We start from the raw sequence: 20,490 nt of genomic DNA, 5'->3' as shown, positions 1-20,490 counted from the left end.
AGATTCTAATTTCACATAAAAGATTTATTAATAACAGGTAGCCGGATCTATAGTCATCAAAATGGCTTAAGGTCCGGTGCCTTTTTTTGTATGTTTCAGCTATTTTTAGCCGGGTACAAGAAATTAAAAGCTTTTAAAAGTAAAAGCAGATTTTAGAATCTTTTAAGAGATGCGAATGAGATTTGGGTGGTACCCCTATAGGAGGGATTTTAATGGATAAGGTAGATACCAGGCATATGGCAAGAGACACTGAGGACAAGCGGCAGAAGGCGACTGGCACTCATGGGATGGCTGCTTCTGCGGTTCATGAAGCAACAGAAGCTGGTGCGGAAATTTTAAGAAACGGCGGCAACGCCATGGATGCCCTTGTTGCCATTCAATTTGCTCTTAGTGTAGTTGAAGTGTTTAACACTGGCATAGGAGCAAGCGGATATGTCGTGTATTTTGATCAGAAAACAAAAAAGACAAAGGCGATCAACGGCCATTCACAGACTCCTTCAGGGGCAGATAAAGATCAGTTCTTAAATAAAAAAGGAGAAATTACTCCTTACTTTCAGCAGACCATTGATGCCAAGTCAGTAGGCATTCCCGGTATCATGAAGGCTATGGATGAAGGGCATCAAAAGTTTGGGACAATGCCGCTGGAGGGCCTGATTGAACCTGCTGTTAAACTGGCTGAAGAAGGCTTCAGGGTGAACTGGCAATGGGACGAAGTCATCGAAATTCTCCATATCAGAATAGGGGAAGAGGCAAAGAAGCTTTTTATGCCGGAAGGAGTTCCGTTAGTAAAGGGAGACTGGGTTCGAAACAAAGACCTGGCAAAGACTCTTAGAATACTGCAAAAGAAAGGGATCAAAGCACTTTATGAAGGCGAAATTGCAGATGTCATCATTAACACGCTTAAGGATCAGGGCGGTATTATGACGAAACAGGACCTGCAAAACTATCGCGCTCCAATTGAAGAACCGGTATTGGGAACATACAGAGGCTATGAAATTGCCGTTCCAGGACCACCTAATGGCGGAGGGATCGCACTGCTGGAGCTTTTAGGAATACTGGAAGGGTTTGAACTTAACAAGTATGAAGCATCTTCCTGGGAAAAGTATTATTTATTCTCAGAGGCAATGAGATTAGCATTCACTGATAAGCTGGCTTATATGGGAGATCCTAATTTCTCTGAAATTCCGGTTGAAGGCCTGCTTCAAAAAGAGTATTTAGAAGAACGGCGGGGAAAGATTGACTGGAAATCGAGAAATCCGGAAATTGACTGCGGCAACCCCTGGAAGTTCCAGGGCAGCGATCGTCCCAAGGGCGAAGTAAAAGTGCATCAAACAGGAAAAGATACTACGCATTTTACTGTTGCTGACAGATGGGGGAACATTGCAGCCTGCACGTCTTCGAATGAGCATATTATGGGCTCAGGCATCATGGTACCAGGGTACGGATTTTTGCTGAACAATGATTTGACGGATTTTACACCGGAACCAGATCATATTAATAGCCTGGCACCAAATAAACAGCCGGTCAGCGCGAAGGTGCCTACAATAGTATTCAAAGATGGGGTGCCTGTTTTAACGCTGGGCTCTCCTGGCGGACCTACTATTGTTGCTTCAGTTTCACAAGTTATCAGCCATATTCTCGACTTTGAAATGGATATAAAAGATGCAATTGAAGAACCCAGGATTTATAACAGTGTAGGACCAGATGTCTGGTCTGAACAAGGTATTGGCCAAAGTGAAATTGGCAAGCTCCGCAAAATGGGATTTCAGTTTGATGATACGGACAGACCCATTGGGAATGTCCAGGCGATCCTTATGGATCACAAAACTGGTAAGCTGCATGGTGCTGCTGATTCAAGCAGGCCAGGATCAGCCATTGGAATTAACGAAGCTTAACCCTGTGATTATTTGAAAAGGAGTGAATTCATTGAATCAATATGAAGCGTATTTGGAAGACAAAATGCCGGAAATGATGAACTTGCTTGAGGAATTGGTGAATATAGACAGCGGCTCTTATCATAAAGAAGGAGTGGACAAGGTTGGCGCTGTTTTGAGAAAGGAATTTGAGGATTTGGATATGGATGTTCTTGTTCACCGTGAATCACAGTATGGAGACCATCTGGAGATAAAAGCTGAAAAGGATAGTGACCCCAAAATCATCATTATTGCCCACATGGATACTGTATTTCCTGAGGGAGAAGCAGAAAAACGCCCATTTAAAATGATTGGGGATAAAGCCTATGGACCGGGAGTGAGTGATGAAAAGGCAAGCCATGTATCTGTTTTGTACGCATTGAAACTTCTTAAGGAAAGAGGCTCGGACGCATATAAAAATGTACACCTGATTTTTAATAGTGATGAAGAAATCGGATCACGAAAATCAAAAGCCATTATTAAAGAGGCGTCGATAGGAAAAAAATTCTCACTTGTCGTTGAATCCGGAAGGCCCGATGACGGCATAGTCACAGAAAGAAAGGGAATTGGAAGATTTATCTTTGATGTTAAAGGAAAAAGTGCCCATGCCGGAGTTGAACCCGAAAGAGGACGAAGCGCCATCGATGAACTGGCACATAAAGTAGTTAAACTTCATGATTTAAATGATTACGAGAGAGGCTTATCGGTCAATGTGGGCTTAATTGACGGCGGCATCTCTTCCAATACCGTCGCCCCGGATGCAGAAGCGCAAGTGGATGTTCGGGTAAAGAACATGGAACAGGCAAAGGAGATTACTGCAAAAATCACAGAAATTGCAGAGGAGGAGGAAGTGCAGGGAACAGAAACCAGCTTATCAGGTAAAATTGGAAGACCGCCAATGGAAAAAGTCGCAGGAACGGACAAATTGATTGAGGAAATAAAGGCTGCAGGGGAAGAACTTGGAATGTCTATTAGGGAAGTCAGCACCGGCGGAGGTTCGGATGCAGCATATACATCCACTGAAGGAGTCCCAACGGTGGACGGCATGGGGCCGCTCGGAGAATTTTCCCACAGTGAGACAGATGAGTATATCGATTTAAAAACGTTTCCGAAGCGAACGGCTTTACTGGCAAGAACGATCGAGAGGTTAAGCAAAGTGTAGAATAGGAACGTTAAAGCCTGGCCTGAGTGGGCCGGGTTTTTTTGATGGTGTGCAGGCGATTCTGAGAAGTAAGAAGAAAAGCAATAGCCCTCCTGATTTGATTAATTTTTCTCTGTAAAAGAATATTCCTTTAGTTATTTGGAACGTTATTTACCTTTTCTTCAATAAAAAAATAATAAAAAACATTAATTATTTATTGAAAAACGATAAATAATAGATTAAAATCAAAATGAAAATAAGAAGTGAGGTGCTTTTTATGGAAAAGGTAACAACTTTGTTTTTAAAAATAGCCGTTATTCTTTTGGGGGTCCCGATTTTAGTTTTGTGCATTTTTTTGGTGCCTGAGCTGGGAAAAGTCGCAGGTGAATTGCTGCCGAAGTTTGCTTTCATTAAATATCTGGTTTATATCGTGTTTTATGCTTCGACGGTCCCTTTTTACTTTGCGCTATACCAGGCTTTCAAACTTTTGCGCTATATTGACAAAAATAAAGCTTTCTCTGATTTATCTGTTATAGCTTTAAAGAAAATAAAATATTGCGCCATCACTATCGCCTGTTTGCATGTGCTGGTCCTGCCGGTCTTCTATCTTTTTGCAGAAATTGACGATGCCCCGGGTGTCATCTTCGTTGGCTTGCTGGTTCCTTTTGCTTCAATGGTTATCGCAGTCTTTGGAGCTGTTCTCCAAAAGCTTTTGCAAGAGGCAATTGATATAAAATCAGAAAATGATTTAACGGTCTGAGGTGAGAACATGGCAATTATAATCAATGTTGATGTGATGCTGGCAAAAAGGAAAATGAGTGTAACAGAACTTTCAGAGAGGGTAGGAATCACAATGGCAAACCTCTCTATATTAAAAAATGGAAAAGCAAAAGCGATCCGGTTTTCAACTTTGGAGGCCATTTGCAAAGCATTGGACTGCCAGCCTGGAGATATCCTGGAATACCGCAGTGAAGAATAAGTGGGATTAGGGGATGGGACTAGGGGACAGGTTCCATGTCCCAGACGGACGAAGAACCTGTCCTAAAATGGGAGGGATTAAAATGCATTTGACTATTCGAAAATTGGAAGCTCAGCCGATGAGATCTCTAAAGCAGCTCTTTCGTTTCGGCTGGGAGCAGGCTTTATCCTGTTTGTTTCCTGTTGTCATTTTTGCTTCTTTAGCTTTAACCAAATTCCTGCCGCTGCCCATTCTGCCGCGGTATGACTGGCTGCTGATCATCTGTCTTCTGATGCAGTGGGCGATGGTGAAATCGGGGCTAGAAACGAAGGATGAACTGAAGGTTATCACTTTGTTCCACATTATCGGCCTTGCACTTGAACTATTTAAGGTACATATGGGCTCATGGGCTTATCCGGAGGAGGGTTATTCCAAAGTTTTTGGGGTTCCTTTGTACAGCGGTTTCATGTATGCCAGTGTAGCAAGTTACCTGTGCCAGGCGTGGAGGAGGCTGAGTGTTGACCTGATTAAATGGCCGCCTTTCCTGGCAGTAGTGCCTCTTGCCGCTGCGATTTATTTGAATTTTTTCACCCACCATTATTGGATCGATATCCGCTGGTGGCTGTCTGGAATGGTTCTGATCGTTTTTTGGAGATCCTGGGTCAGTTACGAGGTAGGCGGAATCCAGTACCGAATGCCGCTTGCACTTTCTTTTGTGCTTATCGGATTCTTCATATGGATAGCGGAAAATATCGCAACATTCTTTGGGGCTTGGGAATACCCCAATCAGGCCGATGCATGGAGTCTCGTTCATCTGGGAAAGGTGAGTTCATGGCTCTTGTTAGTGATTGTCAGCTTCCTTATAGTGGCGACGCTAAAGCAGGTTAAGGGGAAGACTTCTGCAGGAGAGGCTTCCGGTCAATAAGGATCGAGTTTATTTGGCTGGCATCAATCCGCTCGTAACTATAGATAATCAAACAAGAACAAATAAAGGGCAGCTATCGGTACCGAAAGAGTTAATGCCCGCAGTTTATGGGTGTAATGTAAACGGATCATAGGAAACATAATGGCCACAAATTGAAAAGACCACCAGATATTCCATCCATTATGGTAGGTTATGAAATGAAAGCGGGATGCCAGCCATTCAGCCGCCCAAAACAAAACCATCCATTTTGCAAAATAAAAAATTCTATCCTTAAGATTGCTGGGATAATTAGATAAAAACACAAAGCCAATCAAAGGATTAATAACGATGTTATGCAATAGATGGACGCCCATCAGATTCAAAAGGCCCTTTTCAAGTTCCCATAAGTGAAAATGGCTGTGTGAAATAAATTCATAAATGAAAGACGCCACAGATATATAAAGCATGGTAGGATAATAATTTTCCCAATTCTTCCAGTCAGCTTTAATATAAGAAAAAATGATAACTACTATTACAAGCATGCAGTGCATAGTTTCACCTCATTTTACTGTTAACTAGTATTGACGACCTTTGTCATCAAATACTACAAACTGTAAAAAATAGGTAAATCAGCCTTGCAAAATTATTTTGGGAATCAATCAATTGTGCAGAAGCTTTTTATTATCATAAGCTATTCAGCGGAATCAGCAGAGCTTCTTCTTTTCACTAAGTACAGTGCGGTAATCCACGAAGTGACGGGGATCACCATCGTTACCCCAATTCCTGCACAGAAGATCGTAATCATCTCGCCGCTGAAAATCTTAGAATTGATAATTTCACCTGGTGAATAAGATAGGTCTTTAAACCATATAAGCAGTGCTAAATATCCGCCAAAGAAGGCGAAAAATAATGTGTTGGTGCTTGTTCCGAGAATATCATTACCGATGCTGATGCCAGCTTGGAACAAGTCTTTTCTGCTAATGTCCGGGTGATGATAATGGATTTCCCTCATTGGGGAAGAGATGGCCATGGCAGCGTCCGTTATGGCGCCTATTGTACTCATGATGATGACAGACGCAGCCACTTTAACAAAATCAACCCCAATATAAAGGGAAAATATGCTCAACTCTTCAATTTCCTCTTCTCCAAACCCCTGAATCATTGCCTTTTCTGCAATGATGACAATGAACACAATAAGAACGACCGTGGTAATAATTGAAGCAAGAAATGCGGTTATCGTCTTAATGTTCACTTCATTTATAAAAAATAGATTGATACAGCCAATGAATGCACAGGCGAATAAAGTAACGATAATCGGATTGATGTTTGGATCGTTCATAAAGAAAAGGACGAAAATAATCACTCCGAAGTTGAGGAAGATCGCAAAAAATGATCGGGCCCCCTTTTTTCCGCCTATTAGGGTCATCAGAATAAATAATATGGCTGCCAGCACTAGTATTGCATTCATTTTCGTGCCCTCTTTCTATTAATGAAGTATATGGCAGTATACAACCCAATCGGAATGGTGATCACAATCCCGATTCCTCCGGCAAGTGCCCGGGCTAATTCCAGTGAAAGGTTCATGGATAGGCTGAATCCGAGCGGGGAGTCATTTTTTATATACAAAATAAGCATCGGAATGGAACCGCTGATATAGGCGAAAAACAAGATATTCGTCATGGTGCCCATAATGTCTTTTCCCACTTCCATTCCAGACTGTTTAAGAGCCTGCACTGGAATGCTGTTATTTTTTTCATATAAGCTAAACAGTGAAGATGACATGGTAATGGCTACATCCATAACCGCTCCTAACGAGCCGATAAATAAACCGGCTAAGAAAACCATCTGATAGGGCCTGGTAATAAATTGGAGCTCTTCGTATCTTAGCCCCTTCCCGCCAGTTAACCATATGACCAGATAAGTGACCAATAATGACAAGAATGTTGCCGCAAGCGTTGCGATAATGGCAGCATATGTTTTTTCGTTAAAGCCGTTTACGAGCAGAAGGGAGGTAACGGTAAATAAGATGACTGCCGCACTGCATATCAGCAGCAGGCTTATTTCGGGATTCTTCAGATAAACATCCAATGCATAGGAAAGCAGCACGGCATTAACTGCCAGGCTGATGATGGAAAAGAGACCTTGCTTTTTTCCGACAAAGAGCAGTATCAGGATAAAGATCCATCCTGTCAGTAGTATGTAATGGTCGCGCTTCAGATCAAGGATATCTCCGCTTAATTCTGCAGCACCTGCTTTATTCTCCTTTATGGACACAAATAATTTTTGGCCGCTTTGAATTTCATAGTCATAAGCTTTGGCTTTCGAATACTGATTTGTTAAGAGAATATGCTGTCCTTTTGCTTTTCCATTCGTAATTTCTGCTATAATCCGCTGTTCATATAAGCGGTCTTCATTATCGTAAATATCTGTTACTTTTTCAGAGTGAACAAGTTTGACTTCCTTTACTTCAGCTATAGTGCGTTCATAGAAGGAGTCATTGTTCTGTATAAATAGAACAGAGGCAGCAATACACAGCGCCAATATGATATATAAATAGAAATTTTTAATAGGGATGTTTTTCAAAATAAACCTCCAGGAGTATAAAAATACAGGAACTTTACAACGGACTAAGGATATCAGGAACTTTTTCGGATAGTCAAGTTTATCGCCGTTCTGGAGGAGATTTGTCATTCAAAAAAAAATCATCCAAAAGGATGAAAGAGCAGCTGATTCATGTAATTATTTCTTTTGCACATTCAACATTTCTTTTTGCTGTTTCTCTTTTTTCTGATTTTCAGCATCCTTCTTGAAAGCCTCCATTGCTTTATAGAAAAGCAAAGTCAATTTGATCACCTCCTTATTAGCATGTATCCCCCCTGTAATTTTAAATAAAACTAAGAATAAAAAATTGATAATTTTTGTCAAAATGATTGATGAAAATATATTGACCAGTGCGGTCAATTTTGTTATTTTTAAAATGACCACATTGGTCATTATTGTGAAAGGAGTGCAATATAATTAATACTACTTTTTACAGTTTGAAACTCGAAAAACAGGAACGAATTATCAATGCAGCAATGAAAGAATTTGTAAAGAGCGGTTATGAGAAGGCTTCTACAAATGAAATGGTAAAGGATGCACAAATAAGTAAAGGCTCATTGTTCAACTATTTCAGCAATAAAAAGGATTTGTATTTCTTTTTGATTCAGAATGCAGTAAACATCATTGAACAAATCTATGTAGAAATAGACATGAATGAAAGGGACATTTTTGAAAGGATCAGCCAGGTGGGGTTCATTAAATTAAACATTCAAAAGAAATATCCCCTTGTATTTGACTTCTTGAAATCGCTGCTTGAAGAAGATGCTCCGGATGTAAAATCTGATATAAATCAACTGCTGGCAAACATTCAAAAAGATGGCATGAAAAGAATCTACGAAAATATCGACTGGTCAAAGCTTCGGGAGGATATAGAACCTCAAAAAGCGATGAATATCCTGAATTGGACCATGACTGGTTTCGCAGAACTGCAAATCGCGAAAATCAAGTCTTTTGAGGATATCGGTATCGAGCTGTTTAACGAATGGGACAGTTATAAGGAAATTTTAAAGCGCTGTTTTTATAAAAATGGGGAGGAATGAGCATGAGCCTTTTAAAAGTAACCAATTTAACTAAAAAATTCGGCAAGTTTACGGCACTGAATGGGGTAAATCTCGAGTTAAATGCAGGTGAGGTACTGGGTTTCATCGGCCCGAATGGGGCAGGAAAGTCGACCACCATTCGGGTGTTATTAGGGATATTAAAGGCGACAGGCGGAGAAGTAAAGCTTTTTAACAAGGACGCCTGGCAGGATGCTGTCGACATTCATAAAAGGGTGGCATATGTGCCTGGTGACGTGAATTTATGGCCGAACTTAACAGGGGGAGAGGTCATTGATTTATTTATAAAATTAAATGGAACTGCCAATAAGGCAAAACGTGAGGAGTTAATAGAGAAATTTGATTTGGATCCATCCAAGAAGTGCAGAACCTACTCTAAAGGAAATAGGCAAAAGGTTGCACTGGTTGCGGCCTTATCCTCTGATGCTGACCTCTTCATTCTGGATGAGCCGACATCAGGACTGGATCCTTTGATGGAAAAGGTTTTTCAGGAATGTGTAATGGATGTTAAGATGCAGGGGAAAAGTGTCCTTCTTTCCAGTCATATATTATCTGAGGTAGAAAAACTTTGTGATCGCATTAGTATTATCCGCCAAGGCCGGATTATTGAGTCTGGGTCCTTAAGCGAGCTTCGCCATTTAACCCGGACACAAATGCTCGTTGACACAAGGCAGCCGATTACGGGTCTAAATGAGCTGAAAGGCATCCACGGCATTGAAGAAAGCGAGCATGGAATGAAGTTTCAGGTTGATACGATTCAAATAGATGAGGTTATCAGGCATATTAGCCAATTTGGCATCACCAGGATTGAAAGTGCTCCGCCAACATTAGAGGATTTATTTATGCGTCATTATGAAGGAGCAAAGGATACTGGAGGTGTCCGCTGATGGCAGGCAATCATTTGGCAAAAACCGCTTTCCTGTCAAAATTTATATTCCGGCTGGACCGGTTGCGGATCCCAATCTGGCTGGTTGCACTTACCTTTTTCACGATAATCGTTCCAACAGCCTTTAAGGGATTATACAGTTCTCAGCAGGAAAGAGATGCTATGGCACAAACGATGGCAAACCCGGCGATGACTGCCATGACTGGTCCCGCGGATTTAAGCAACTATACGATCGGTGTCATGACAGCCCATCAGATGCTATTAATGACCGCTGCTGTGACCGGTTTAATGAGCATCCTGCTTGTCACTCGACACACCAGGGCTGATGAAGAGGATGGACGGCTGGAATTGCTCCGTTCGCTGCCTGTAGGGCGTCTATCCTATTTAAATGCATCCCTGCTTGTCATATCAGCAGCATGTATCGGATTAGCTCTGATTAACGGATTTGGCCTTTATGCCCTTGGAATAGAAAGCATGGATCTGGAAGGGTCATTACTGTATGGTGCTGCATTAGGGGCGACGGGTCTATTTTTCGCAGGTGTAACAGCCGTATTTGCTCAAGTTTCAGATAGCTCACGGGGAACAATCGGTTATTCGATTGCCATCCTTCTCATTTCTTATTTATTCAGGGCTATCACTGACATAAGCAATGAATCCCTATCCTGGCTTTCGCCGCTCGCATGGGTAACCAAAGCGGAAGTCTATGATTCTAATAATTGGTGGCCTATTGTATTAATGATTGCTGCTGCCATGGTTCTTTTCGCCGTTGCGAATTATTTGAACGCAATTCGAGACCTGGATCGCGGATTTTTGCCATCCAGGCCCGGAAAAAAATATGCATCCCGTTTTTTGCAGAGTCCAATCGGCCTTGCGTTAAGATTGCAGCGGACCGGTATCATATCATGGGCAATTGGCATGTTTGTGCTGGGTGCTTCTTATGGTTCCGTATTAGGGGATCTGGAATCATTTTTCTCGCAAAATGAAGCAATGAAACAGCTCCTTAAGCCAACAGATGGAGTAACATTGGTAGAACAATTCATCCCCATGCTGATGATTGTTATTTCACTGATGGCAACGATTCCTCCAGTGATGGCCATGAATAAACTCCGCGGAGAGGAGAAGAAGGAACGAATTGTTCATCTGTTAAGCAGATCCGTTTCACGGACCAAACTGTTAGGCAGCTATTTTATCATTTCTCTAATTAATGGCTTTGTCATGATTTCACTTGCAGCGCTCGGACTATGGTCAGCTGGAACTGCTGCGGTTGAAGGCGGGTTATCCTTTGGAATGATCTTTGGGGCAGCACTGTCCTATTATCCTGCCATGCTGGTCATGATTGGGCTGTCAGTATTTCTGATTGGATTTCTGCCAAAATTCACGGGTTTTATTTGGCTTTATGTTTTATATTCTTTTATTGTGCTGTATTTAGGGGGATTATTCCAATTCTCTGACTGGATCGGCAGCATTTCTCCTTTTGGCCATGTTCCGCAGGCACCGATTGAGGAATTTTCAATTATCCCGCTGCTGTTATTATGTGTCGCTGCCGCGGTGCTGACGCTGGTCGGGTTTATAGGATTTAATAAGCGGGATATTGAATAATGATGTGTAAAGATAGAAATTAAGAAACGCAATCCTATATGGATTGCGTTTCTTATTAAATACCTAATATCAGCATAAAGGAAGTTCTCAAGTCACAGGTGTTGCAATATCAAAATTTTTGTGATTAAATAGCATTATTCAAATCGTAATAATTACGATTTTCATTAGAAAGGAGTGAATTCATTGGCGAAAAAATCAAAAGTAGCTAAGGAATTAAAACGGCAGGAGCTTGTATTAAAGTATGCAGAATTAAGAAAGGAACTGAAAGAGAAGGGTGATTATGATGCTCTGCGGAAGCTGCCAAGAGACTCATCACCGACACGGCTGAAAAACCGCTGCCAAGTGACGGGCAGACCCAGGGGATATCTTCGCAAATTTAAAATGTCCCGAATCGCTTTCCGGGAATATGCACATAAAGGGCAAGTTCCAGGAGTTAAAAAATCCAGCTGGTAAAATAAAATGTGGAGGTAATGAAAGTGAAGGAAAATATTCATCCGGAATATCATAAAGTAGTATTCATGGATATGAACAGCGGCTTTAAATTTTTGACAGGATCAACAAAAACAACAAATGAAACAGTCGAGTGGGAAGATGGAAACACATACCCATTAATTAAAGTTGAAGTAAGCTCAGACACACATCCGTTTTATACTGGTGTTCAGAAGTTCACGGATCGCGGCGGACGTGCTGAACGATTTATGAAGAGATATAACATGAAGAGCAAGTAAGGTTTCTCCACTTGGCAAGGTGAGGTGAAAGATATGAATTCACATCTTATGGAAATGATCTCAAGAGAGATTGTAAAGTCACTCCCTCCTAAGCAAAAGGAGATTTATGAATTTGTCGTTGGTCTGGAAGAAGAGCTGGCTCAAAAGGCTTCGACTTCTGAAGAATTTATGGCTCTTCTTGTGAAGCATTCACCTCATAGGCAGGCTGCAGAACATTTTAACCTTTCATTTGGACAGCTGATGATGACCATGCATGAAATTGAAGACATGATTAACAGGCAGCTTGAGAATAAATTGAACCATGTAACATGGATCGAAATAACAGATAGTGTCCGGGCAAGAAAGAAAAGGAATAAAGTTAAATATTTTTATTTCTCCTTAAATGAAAATAAATCGTAAAAAAATTTGTTCTTTAAATCGTAATGATTTCGTATTAAAACCTGCATCAGGAGGGTCATATGGTCTTTGATTGGATCGTTGTAGGAGGCGGCATTCAGGGCAGTACCATTGCGGCCTTCTTAGTAAAGAATAATAAGGTTGAAACAGATAAGCTGCGCATTATTGATCCACATGAAATGCCATTATTTAAGTGGACTAAAAGTACGGAACGGATTGGCATGAAATTTTTACGGTCACCATTTGTACATCACCTAGATGTCGATCCGTTCAGCTTAAGAAGTTATGCAGCAAATCACCAATGGAAGAAAAGTGAGTTCTATGGGGTCTATAAAAGACCATCCCTGGAAATGTTAAATGAGCACAGTCAATCACTGTTCCATGATCTTGGGTTAGGGGCCAGCTGGCATCAGGGATATGTAAACGGTCTCGATAGGGAGGACAATTTTTGGATTGTAAACACAGCTGGAGGAGAACGTCTAAAATCCAAAAAAGTCGTACTGGCGATAAGCATAAACGATCAGCTGCATGTACCGGAATGGGCAGATTCTATTAAAAGCACCCAAAATCAGCTGTTTCACGTTTTTGATGAAGCTGCAGATTTTTCTGAATTGCGGACGCCAGTTGCGGTCATTGGAGGAGGCATTACAGCCGCCCATACTGTCATCAAGCTATCAACACTTTATCCGGGTCAAGTCACTTTAATAAAAAGGCATCCCTTTAGGGTTTGTGATTTTGACAGTGATCCGGGATGGCTTGGCCCCAAATATCAAAAAAACTATCAGCGAATCACGGATTATTCCGAACGCAGAGAAGTAATTAAAAAGGCAAGAAATCGGGGATCGCTGCCCTCAGAATTATTTCATAAGCTTAGGAAGCTTGAAAATAATCAAACGATAAAGCTGGCAGACGGAGAGGTTACTTCCGTGAAGGAAGGAGAAAGCAAGGAACTGATTCTTTCCGTGGACACTCAGGAAGTCAAAGTGCAGTCGATTGTTTTTGCAACCGGGTTCAGGCCATCCAGACCTGGCGGAAGTTGGCTCGAGAAAGCCATTGAAACGTTTGGCCTTCCATGTGCAAAGTGCGGATACCCGATTGTCAGTCAATCCCTTGAATGGTGCCCGCATCTATATGTAACAGGGCCACTGGCAGAACTGGAAATTGGGCCGATTGCCCGAAATATTTCAGGGGCGCGCCAGGCGGCAGAAAGAATTGTCAAAAGTATTTAAGATACAACCGATTAGGAGGATTTTAGAATGAGAGTAAAGATTACACTTGCTTGTACAGAGACAGGGGACAGGAATTACATTACCACCAAAAATAAGCGGAACAATCCTGACCGGATCGAATTAATGAAGTATTCACCTCGTTTAAAGAAGCATACTTTGCACCGTGAAACGAAGTAAGATGCTATTTTGACATATATCGTATGAAGGAATAGGGCGGGGGGAGGTACCTTTCCATTTAAAAATGGTGAAAAATGTATGCAGCCTGTTTCTTTGGGTGGCCGCCTTATGAAACTGATACCAGACTATTATCCATATTCATCCATGTTAATGTGTATGTGCTTACTGGGTGCGGCTATGATTAACTTTGTATTTTATATAACTGGTAAAAAAGAATATTGCCATTATTAGATAACATAATGATCAGCCGCTGATAAAACCTGAAAATTCAGCACGGTATCTGAAAGCGTGCTGAATTTTCCATTTTAATTATAGGACAGAGCAAACTCCAAACCCTTCTCTGTCACATAGGTCCCCGATCTGCCCTGACGGATGATGACATATCCCAGCTGTTCTAATTCCTTGAGTCTGAGTCTTGCCTGCTGTTCCGTGAGGGGGAAGGTTGTATTCCGGGTAAGAGCTGACAATTTTTTTCGGCTTGCTGGTATTCCTTTCTCATTTAACTCAGCAATAAATTTAAGCAGGATCTTGTGTTCAGCTTTTAAGTTTGATAGAGTCTTTGGCATTAATGGCACTTTTGCCGGAACTAGGTCTGTAGGCAGATCTGACACTTTCAGAACATTATTATCCGAAACGGCAAGCATGTACTGCACCACATTCTTCAATTCTCTTATATTTCCCTTCCATTCGATTTGGGACAATAGCTCTAAAGCTTCCTCTGTTATGTCAGCAGCAGGTTTGTGGCTCTGTCTTATGAAGGATTTTATTAAAATTGGAATATCTTTTCGTCTCTGCCTTAAAGAAGGAAGGGACAAGGACAGAACCTTTAAACGATGATATAGATCTTCGCGAAATCTTCCTTCTTCGATCATACTCTTTAAGTTCCGGTTCGTCGCCGCAATAATTCTGACATTAATAGGAACAATCTTGTTTCCTCCTATTCTGCGGATCTCCCATTCTTCGAGAACGCGCAATAGTCTGGCCTGCAGTTTCATGCTGATATCCCCAATTTCATCCAAAAATAATGTCCCTTGGTCAGCCTGTTCAAACAGTCCTTTTTTTCCGCCTTTTCTTGCCCCGGTGAAAGCCCCATCCTCATATCCGAATAATTCACTTTCAAGCAATTCTTCAGGAAGAGCGTTGCAATTAATCCCCAAAAAAGGTGCATTTCTCCTGCTGGATTCCGAATGGATGGCTCCGGCGAACAGTTCTTTTCCCGTGCCGCTTTCCCCCTGAATCAAGATAGGAAGGTCGGAAAATGCAAGTTTCCTGGCAATCCGAATGGTTTCCATAAGGATAGGGCTATCACCCAAAATGCTCTGGAAGGTATATTTGGATACAAAACCCTTTTTTTGAAGCTCCAGTTTTACCCTTCTTTCCATTTCGATCGTTTCATCCATATTTTTGAATGTGGCAACAATCGTATTATCATTCTTCATTGGAAAGCGGTGCACCAGCAAGTTTGTTTGTCTTACCGTAAAAGCTTTCTGATCGCCGGATTCATCATTTAATAAAAATTCCAGCAGTTCGCTGTTTTTGAATACCTGGCCGATTTTCTTCTTAAACGCATATTCAGGTGATATTCCTATCATTTTCTCAAGCTCTTTGTTGAAGACTGAAATCGAACCGGATCTGTTAAATGCCAAAATCCCATCATTTACTCCATCCACAACCCTTTTTAAATATTGATTGAGTTTATCGGCTTCCTGTTTCAATGATGATAGTTTCTTGCTCAGTTCAATTATTTTTCCGGTGTACTTATCGGTGATATTTATTCTGAGGGCTTCCGGCAGTTCAAAATAATCTATAATAGCCATAATCGTGTGGATATCAATAAGCCGTACACCGAGATTAAGTTTCTTCGGGATAGAAGAAGGAATTAGATCCATTTCTCCTGGAGTAACGGCAATCTCAATTGAATCTGGAATTTCTCCGCCTGGTGAATAGGGAATATATCGGAGATGGCTGATTCCGAGCCTGTTCAGGGTTTCAATAGAGTCTATGGTGCTCTGGGGAAAGTCATTTACAAAAAGGACATTTGTATCATTTGGTATTTCAAAAAGGTAATCGATGTATTGATAATTTACGGTTCTGTGAGCTGTGATGACTTCACAGGAAGGAGCAATAACATGCTTTACTTCATCATGAATCAGGTAAGAAGAATACACAATTAAGGCATGCTCTATTAATGGAGGCAGATATTCTTCCGAAGCAAAGCTTTTTATTCGGATATACTGTCCGAGCATTCCTTTTAGCTGTTCTGTGAGAGCTTTGCATGTCTCCCTTGTTCCGGCAAGCAGCACTAATTCATTTTTCATGGTAATCTCCTTTAATGGTTGATTAATGGTTATTATTATACCAATTAAATGCCCCATTAATAAACCAGTTTCTATCACTTTATCCATTTATTCAGAATTTTCAACTTGGCACACAAATTGCATTAAGTATTTACATCTAGAGATGAAGGGGGAAATAGAATGAAAGAAAAGAACAGAGTCTGGAAAGTGCCGCACACGTTTGTCATCGTTTTCTTTGTGGTCCTTCTGGCAGCCATGATTACGTATTTGGTTCCCGTTGGCCAATTTCAGACGGAAGAAGTAACTTATACGCAAAACGGTGAGGAATCAACAAAGACAGTATTGATTCCCGACAGCTTTGAAATAGTGAAAGATGAAGAAGGGAATCCTGTCCGCCAGGGTACAAGCCTTTTTGAATCTGGGGGAGAAGCCGGGTTTTTAAATTATGTTTTTGAAGGACTCGTATCAGGAGATAAATGGGGATCCGCAGTTGGCGTAGTAGCATTCATATTGATCATTGGCGGAGCATTCGGAATTATAATGAAAACCCGTGCTATTGAAGAAGGCATTTTAAGCGTGATTGACAAGACAAAAGGCAGAGAAATCCTGATCATTCCGATTATGTTCTTTCTGTTTTCGCTTGGAGGCGCCGTTTTTGGCATGGGAGAGGAGGCAATTGCGTTTGCGATGATCCTTGTTCCTCTTATGGTTGCACTTGGCTATGATGCGATAACAGGTGTGATGATCACCTATGTGGCAACACAAATTGGGTTTGCTACCTCCTGGATGAACCCTTTCAGTGTGGCCATTGCACAGGGTGTATCGGGAGTTCCCGTTATGTCTGGAGCACCATTTCGAATAGGCATGTGGGCTGTTTTCACATTGATAGGCATTATCTATACATGGAGATATGCAGCTGGAATTAAAAAGGACCCATTAAAATCAGTAAGCTATGAATCAGACAGCTATTTCAGGAAAGATATGAAAACGGGAGAGCTTAAGGTCCGATTTACTCTTGGACACGGCCTTGTTCTGTTAACCATAGCAGCTGGAATCGCCTGGATTGTATGGGGTGTTGTGGAACATGCATACTATATTCCGGAAATTGCCTCGCAATTTTTTACGATCGGATTGGCAGCGGGCCTCATTGCCGTCTTCTTTAAGCTTAATAATATGAAGGCAGATGATATTGCTGAAGGATTCATTGAAGGGGCGAAAGATCTTTTGCCGGCAGCATTGGTTGTAGGCATGGCAAAAGGAATTGTTATCATATTAGGAGGTGACAGCCCGGATGCTCCATCTGTACTGAATACAATGCTCTTTGGAGCAGGCCAGGTTATAGGAGACTTCCCTGCAGCCCTGTCAGCGTGGTTTATGTATCTTTTCCAATCCGTCTTCAATTTCTTTGTTGTTTCCGGATCAGGCCAGGCAGCCCTTACGATGCCGCTGATGGCACCGCTGGCTGATATTGCAGGTGTTTCCAGGCAGGTTGCGGTGCTTGCTTTCCAGCTTGGAGATGGTTTGACAAATATTTTTGTACCTACCTCTGCAGCTCTTCTGGGGGCTCTTGGAGCAGCAAGGCTGGACTGGGGAACATGGGCAAAATTCATCATCAAATTTTTGCTGCTCCTCATGGGGGTTTCTTCATTATTCGTGATTGGCGCAGTATTAATCGGTTTTTAACCAGACATCATAAGTTAGACAGAAAGGGGTTTATCCTTGTTAACTCTTATAAAAAACGCAGAAATTTATTCTCCGCATTATCTTGGGAAAAAGGATTTATTACTCGTTCATAATAAAATAGGATATATCCGCGATTCTATTGAAATACCTCATCTTTCATTTGCGGATATTGAAGTCATTGATGCCGAAGGGAAAATAGCCGTTCCGGGATTTATCGATTCACACGTTCATATCATCGGCGGCGGCGGTGAAGGGAGCTATAAAACCCGGACACCGGAAATCCAGCTGACAGATGCTACACTGTCTGGCATCACTACCCTGGTGGGTGTCATTGGTACAGACGGAACAACACGGACCATGGCTAGTCTTATAGCAAAAGCCCGGGCACTTGAGGAAGAAGGAATTACCTGTTTTGTCCAGACGGGTTCATATCAGGTGCCAGTAAAAACGCTGACTGGAAAAATTGAAGATGATCTCATTCTGATTGACAAGATTATCGGTGTTGGTGAAATTGCGATCGCAGACCACCGTTCTTCCCAGCCGACAGTTGAAGAAATGGCCAAAATTGCTTCAGCTGCACGAGTGGGCGGCATGCTTTCAGGTAAAGCGGGAATCGTAAATGTCCATGTGGGTGATAGTTATGATCATTTAAAGCTCTTGGAAGACATTGCGGAGAACACGGATATACCAATCAAACAATTCTACCCGACACATATAAACCGAAATCCGCATTTGTTTGAAGCTGGCATACGTTATGCCAAAAAAGGAGGCTATGTCGACTTCACGACAAGCTCGATTCCGAAGTTTTTCGAAGAGGGGGAAGTAAAGTGCAGCAAGGCTCTCCGGGTCATGCTGGACGAAGGGGTACCTGCTGGACAAATTACGTTTACTTCAGACGGACAGGCCAGCCTGCCTGATTTCAATGAGCAGGGAGAACTAATTGGCCTGCAAATCGGCAAAGTTTCCACACTCTTTTCCGAAGTGCGGGATGCGATCCTTCAAGAAGGGGTCTCCATGGAAAATGCACTTTCTGTAATTACAGAAAATCCAGCTTCTATCCTCAAGCTTCACCAAAAAGGAAGGATAGATGAAGGGAAAGATGCAGACCTTGTGCTTTTGAATAAAGCAACACTTGCAATTGAAACCGTTTTTTCCCTTGGCAGAAAAATGGTTGAAGACGGTAATGCTGTTGTGAAAGGAACCTTTGAATAATGGCCTGAAAATGATTTAAGTATATTGAATGGTATGATTGTTTTTCGCAACATCAAAAGTAGATATTGATCTAACATATTGCAATAGAATAATTTAAACCCGCCGGCACATACTAAAACTACGATTTGTTAAGTTTTGGAGGAGTGCCCGGTGGGTTTTTTTAAATCTAAATTAAAAAGGTTTAATAGGGACAATAAACAAAAGAAGAATGAAAATAGTGAGCATGAACTGCGGATAGATGAACTCCTTCATCGCTGTAAAGAATCTACAGATTTTGTTTCCTACAGATATTCAGAATCCAGCCCATTTTATATTCATTATTACCAGACAATTGTAGATATTAATATCTTGCATCAATATGTCTTGCCTTATATCAAAGAGAATGAGAGCCAGACTCTTTTTGATCTGCAGCAGGCTATTCCCATTGATAATACTGAAATTATAGATAATGTTCATGAAATAAGGGACAAATTGCTGACAGGCTGTGTTGTTGTAGAAGTAAAAGGTTCACTGCAAGAGGCTCTGGTCATTTCTGCTGTATCGCTTGAGAAGAGGCCCGTCAGTATGCCGGAAGTCGAGTACAGTGTTGTGGGGCCAAAAGAAGCCTTTGTCGAATCGATTGATGCTAACATCAATCTGGTCAGGAAGAGGCTGCCTATTCCAGATCTTATTGTGGAAGAAGTAAAGATAGGAAGCCTGACAAAAACAAGGGTGGCTGTTCTTTATATTAAAGGAGTTACGGACAAAGAAAACGTGAATACAATTCTTCAGAGGTTGAATGAGATTGAATTTGATCAAATCGTGGACAGCTCTTTTATTAACCAGATCATATCCGATAATCATAGCTCTCCCTTTCCCCATTTAATTGACACGGAAAGGCCTGATAGGGTGGCAAGTGTGCTCTCTGAAGGGAAGATAACAATCATTGTTGATGGCTCACCGCATGCTCTAACGGGTCCTACAACTCTGGTAGAGTTTTTTTCTGCGTTTGAAGATTACTTTCTATCATGGCATATTGCCTCCATTTTTCGGCTTGTCCGCTTGTTTGCCGTATTCTTTTCCGTTTTGTCGACATCTCTTTATGTCGCCGTGCTTACCTACCATTACGAAATGATTCCGGAGAACCTGCTTAATCCGCTTATTGCTTCTAGGAGCGGCATCCCGTTCCCGCCGATACTGGAAGCGATTATTCTGGAATTGACCATTGAGCTATTGCGTGAGGCTGGAGCAAGGCTGCCGACCAAAATCGGACAGACGATTGGTATCGTAGGCGGTATTGTAATCGGGACTGCGGCTGTACAGGCTGGGCTGACCAGTAATGTGCTGCTGATCATCGTGGCGCTTGCGGCCCTGGCATCTTTTACAACGCCTGTCTATCAAATGGGCAACACGATCCGCTTAATCCGCTTTCCTTTTTTAATCACTGCTCAGTTATGGGGACTTCTGGGAGTTACCTTTTGTTTCTCATACATTTTGAGCCATTTGCTAAAAATGACTTCTCTGGGACGCCCTTATCTGGCACCCGTCTATCCATTGCGGCTGGATGATTTAAGGGATTCTCTCTTCCGACTTCCGTTTTTCATGCAAACGAAGCGGCCATTGCAGGTCAGATCACCTGTACGAACTCGTTTTCAGCCCAAAAAGCACGAGAAATCGAAAAGAGACATAGAAGATTAATTGGGGTTAATATGTTCCGATAAAGGAGGCT

The 20,490-nt window shown here is 41.8% G+C and carries 20 protein-coding genes; 16 read left to right on the top strand and 4 right to left on the bottom strand.

The window, feature by feature from the left end:
- Window positions 1-212 precede the first annotated feature (212 nt).
- The 5 genes from ggt (at window position 213) to IRB79_RS15925 (ending at window position 4,937) form a co-directional block, all read left to right on the top strand.
- Window positions 213-1,895 carry a gamma-glutamyltransferase gene (gene ggt, locus IRB79_RS15945; protein ID WP_243503433.1) on the top strand — a complete coding sequence of 561 codons (1,683 nt, stop codon included), beginning with the start codon at window positions 213-215 and terminating at the stop codon, window positions 1,893-1,895.
- A gap of 31 nt (window positions 1,896-1,926) precedes the next feature.
- The gene (locus IRB79_RS15940; RefSeq protein ID WP_243503432.1) at window positions 1,927-3,075 is read left to right on the top strand and encodes a M20 family metallopeptidase; all 1,149 of its coding nucleotides are present in this window, start codon (window positions 1,927-1,929) and stop codon (window positions 3,073-3,075) included.
- Between the two features lie 256 nt (window positions 3,076-3,331).
- A complete protein-coding gene (locus tag IRB79_RS15935) occupies window positions 3,332-3,814 on the top strand; it encodes a DUF2975 domain-containing protein (protein ID WP_243503431.1) in 483 nt (160 codons plus the stop codon).
- A gap of 9 nt (window positions 3,815-3,823) precedes the next feature.
- Window positions 3,824-4,033, top strand: coding sequence for a helix-turn-helix domain-containing protein (locus IRB79_RS15930; RefSeq protein WP_243503430.1), 210 nt, complete (start codon window positions 3,824-3,826; stop codon window positions 4,031-4,033).
- 118 nt (window positions 4,034-4,151) lie between these two features.
- Window positions 4,152-4,937 carry a DUF817 domain-containing protein gene (locus IRB79_RS15925; protein WP_243509460.1) on the top strand — a complete coding sequence of 262 codons (786 nt, stop codon included), beginning with the start codon at window positions 4,152-4,154 and terminating at the stop codon, window positions 4,935-4,937.
- A 38-nt stretch (window positions 4,938-4,975) separates the two neighbouring features.
- Here the strand turns inward: IRB79_RS15925 and IRB79_RS15920 are convergent, their stop codons facing one another.
- The 3 genes from IRB79_RS15920 to IRB79_RS15910 all read right to left on the bottom strand — a co-directional run bounded on the left by IRB79_RS15920 (window position 4,976) and on the right by IRB79_RS15910 (window position 7,499).
- Window positions 4,976-5,467: a CBO0543 family protein gene (locus IRB79_RS15920; RefSeq protein WP_243503429.1), complete on the bottom strand. Its 492-nt coding sequence runs from the start codon at window positions 5,465-5,467 to the stop codon at window positions 4,976-4,978.
- 140 nt (window positions 5,468-5,607) lie between these two features.
- Entirely contained in the window at window positions 5,608-6,384 is a 777-nt protein-coding gene (locus IRB79_RS15915; RefSeq protein ID WP_243503428.1) for a YibE/F family protein, read from the bottom strand.
- Entirely contained in the window at window positions 6,381-7,499 is a 1,119-nt protein-coding gene (locus IRB79_RS15910) for a YibE/F family protein (protein ID WP_243503427.1), read from the bottom strand. Before IRB79_RS15910 ends, IRB79_RS15915 begins: the two co-directional genes overlap by 4 nt.
- Window positions 7,500-7,954: 455 nt before the next feature.
- Between IRB79_RS15910 and IRB79_RS15905 the strand changes: the two genes are divergently transcribed.
- The 8 genes from IRB79_RS15905 (at window position 7,955) to rpmG (ending at window position 13,590) form a co-directional block, all read left to right on the top strand.
- Entirely contained in the window at window positions 7,955-8,557 is a 603-nt protein-coding gene (locus tag IRB79_RS15905; RefSeq protein WP_243503426.1) for a TetR/AcrR family transcriptional regulator, read from the top strand.
- A 2-nt stretch (window positions 8,558-8,559) separates the two neighbouring features.
- On the top strand, window positions 8,560-9,462 hold the full coding sequence (locus IRB79_RS15900) for an ABC transporter ATP-binding protein (protein WP_243503425.1): 903 nt from the start codon (window positions 8,560-8,562) through the stop codon (window positions 9,460-9,462).
- A complete protein-coding gene (locus IRB79_RS15895) occupies window positions 9,462-11,060 on the top strand; it encodes an ABC transporter permease (RefSeq protein WP_243503424.1) in 1,599 nt (532 codons plus the stop codon). Before IRB79_RS15900 ends, IRB79_RS15895 begins: the two co-directional genes overlap by 1 nt.
- A gap of 183 nt (window positions 11,061-11,243) precedes the next feature.
- Window positions 11,244-11,513, top strand: coding sequence for a 30S ribosomal protein S14 (gene rpsN / locus IRB79_RS15890; protein WP_243503423.1), 270 nt, complete (start codon window positions 11,244-11,246; stop codon window positions 11,511-11,513).
- A gap of 23 nt (window positions 11,514-11,536) precedes the next feature.
- A complete protein-coding gene (locus tag IRB79_RS15885) occupies window positions 11,537-11,788 on the top strand; it encodes a type B 50S ribosomal protein L31 (protein ID WP_243503422.1) in 252 nt (83 codons plus the stop codon).
- Between the two features lie 33 nt (window positions 11,789-11,821).
- Entirely contained in the window at window positions 11,822-12,187 is a 366-nt protein-coding gene (locus tag IRB79_RS15880; RefSeq protein WP_243503421.1) for a hypothetical protein, read from the top strand.
- Window positions 12,188-12,246: 59 nt separating this feature from the next.
- A complete protein-coding gene (locus tag IRB79_RS15875) occupies window positions 12,247-13,413 on the top strand; it encodes an FAD/NAD(P)-binding protein (RefSeq protein WP_243503420.1) in 1,167 nt (388 codons plus the stop codon).
- Between the two features lie 27 nt (window positions 13,414-13,440).
- Entirely contained in the window at window positions 13,441-13,590 is a 150-nt protein-coding gene (rpmG, locus tag IRB79_RS15870) for a 50S ribosomal protein L33 (RefSeq protein ID WP_095312352.1), read from the top strand.
- Window positions 13,591-13,895: 305 nt separating this feature from the next.
- On the opposite strand, the gene IRB79_RS15865 is transcribed toward rpmG, so the two are convergent.
- Window positions 13,896-15,908, bottom strand: coding sequence for a sigma 54-interacting transcriptional regulator (locus IRB79_RS15865; protein WP_243503419.1), 2,013 nt, complete (start codon window positions 15,906-15,908; stop codon window positions 13,896-13,898).
- 159 nt (window positions 15,909-16,067) lie between these two features.
- Here IRB79_RS15865 and yfcC point away from each other — a divergent pair, with 159 nt between their 5' ends.
- From yfcC to IRB79_RS15850, 3 genes are all read left to right on the top strand, one after another.
- The gene (gene yfcC / locus IRB79_RS15860) at window positions 16,068-17,570 is read left to right on the top strand and encodes a putative basic amino acid antiporter YfcC (protein ID WP_243503418.1); all 1,503 of its coding nucleotides are present in this window, start codon (window positions 16,068-16,070) and stop codon (window positions 17,568-17,570) included.
- Between the two features lie 36 nt (window positions 17,571-17,606).
- Entirely contained in the window at window positions 17,607-18,782 is a 1,176-nt protein-coding gene (iadA, locus tag IRB79_RS15855) for a beta-aspartyl-peptidase (protein ID WP_243503417.1), read from the top strand.
- Window positions 18,783-18,932: 150 nt separating this feature from the next.
- Window positions 18,933-20,459 carry a spore germination protein gene (locus tag IRB79_RS15850; protein WP_243503416.1) on the top strand — a complete coding sequence of 509 codons (1,527 nt, stop codon included), beginning with the start codon at window positions 18,933-18,935 and terminating at the stop codon, window positions 20,457-20,459.
- Window positions 20,460-20,490: the final 31 nt, after the last annotated feature.

Source organism: Cytobacillus oceanisediminis (assembly GCF_022811925.1).
Taxonomy (GTDB): domain Bacteria; phylum Bacillota; class Bacilli; order Bacillales; family Cytobacillaceae; genus Cytobacillus; species Cytobacillus oceanisediminis_D.
Note: the sequence above shows the minus strand (reverse complement) of the source record. Positions and strands in the feature narration are given on the sequence as shown.

Coding starts and splice junctions, on each gene's coding strand:
- IRB79_RS15865 (WP_243503419.1), bottom strand. CDS start 15,908: ATGAAAAATGAATTAGTGCTGCTTGCCGGAACAAGGGAGACATGCAAA.
- IRB79_RS15935 (WP_243503431.1), top strand. CDS start 3,332: ATGGAAAAGGTAACAACTTTGTTTTTAAAAATAGCCGTTATTCTTTTG.
- IRB79_RS15915 (WP_243503428.1), bottom strand. CDS start 6,384: ATGAATGCAATACTAGTGCTGGCAGCCATATTATTTATTCTGATGACC.
- IRB79_RS15900 (WP_243503425.1), top strand. CDS start 8,560: ATGAGCCTTTTAAAAGTAACCAATTTAACTAAAAAATTCGGCAAGTTT.
- IRB79_RS15930 (WP_243503430.1), top strand. CDS start 3,824: ATGGCAATTATAATCAATGTTGATGTGATGCTGGCAAAAAGGAAAATG.
- IRB79_RS15895 (WP_243503424.1), top strand. CDS start 9,462: ATGGCAGGCAATCATTTGGCAAAAACCGCTTTCCTGTCAAAATTTATA.
- IRB79_RS15880 (WP_243503421.1), top strand. CDS start 11,822: ATGAATTCACATCTTATGGAAATGATCTCAAGAGAGATTGTAAAGTCA.
- IRB79_RS15875 (WP_243503420.1), top strand. CDS start 12,247: ATGGTCTTTGATTGGATCGTTGTAGGAGGCGGCATTCAGGGCAGTACC.
- rpmG (WP_095312352.1), top strand. CDS start 13,441: ATGAGAGTAAAGATTACACTTGCTTGTACAGAGACAGGGGACAGGAAT.
- yfcC (WP_243503418.1), top strand. CDS start 16,068: ATGAAAGAAAAGAACAGAGTCTGGAAAGTGCCGCACACGTTTGTCATC.
- IRB79_RS15920 (WP_243503429.1), bottom strand. CDS start 5,467: ATGCACTGCATGCTTGTAATAGTAGTTATCATTTTTTCTTATATTAAA.
- ggt (WP_243503433.1), top strand. CDS start 213: ATGGATAAGGTAGATACCAGGCATATGGCAAGAGACACTGAGGACAAG.
- IRB79_RS15925 (WP_243509460.1), top strand. CDS start 4,152: ATGAGATCTCTAAAGCAGCTCTTTCGTTTCGGCTGGGAGCAGGCTTTA.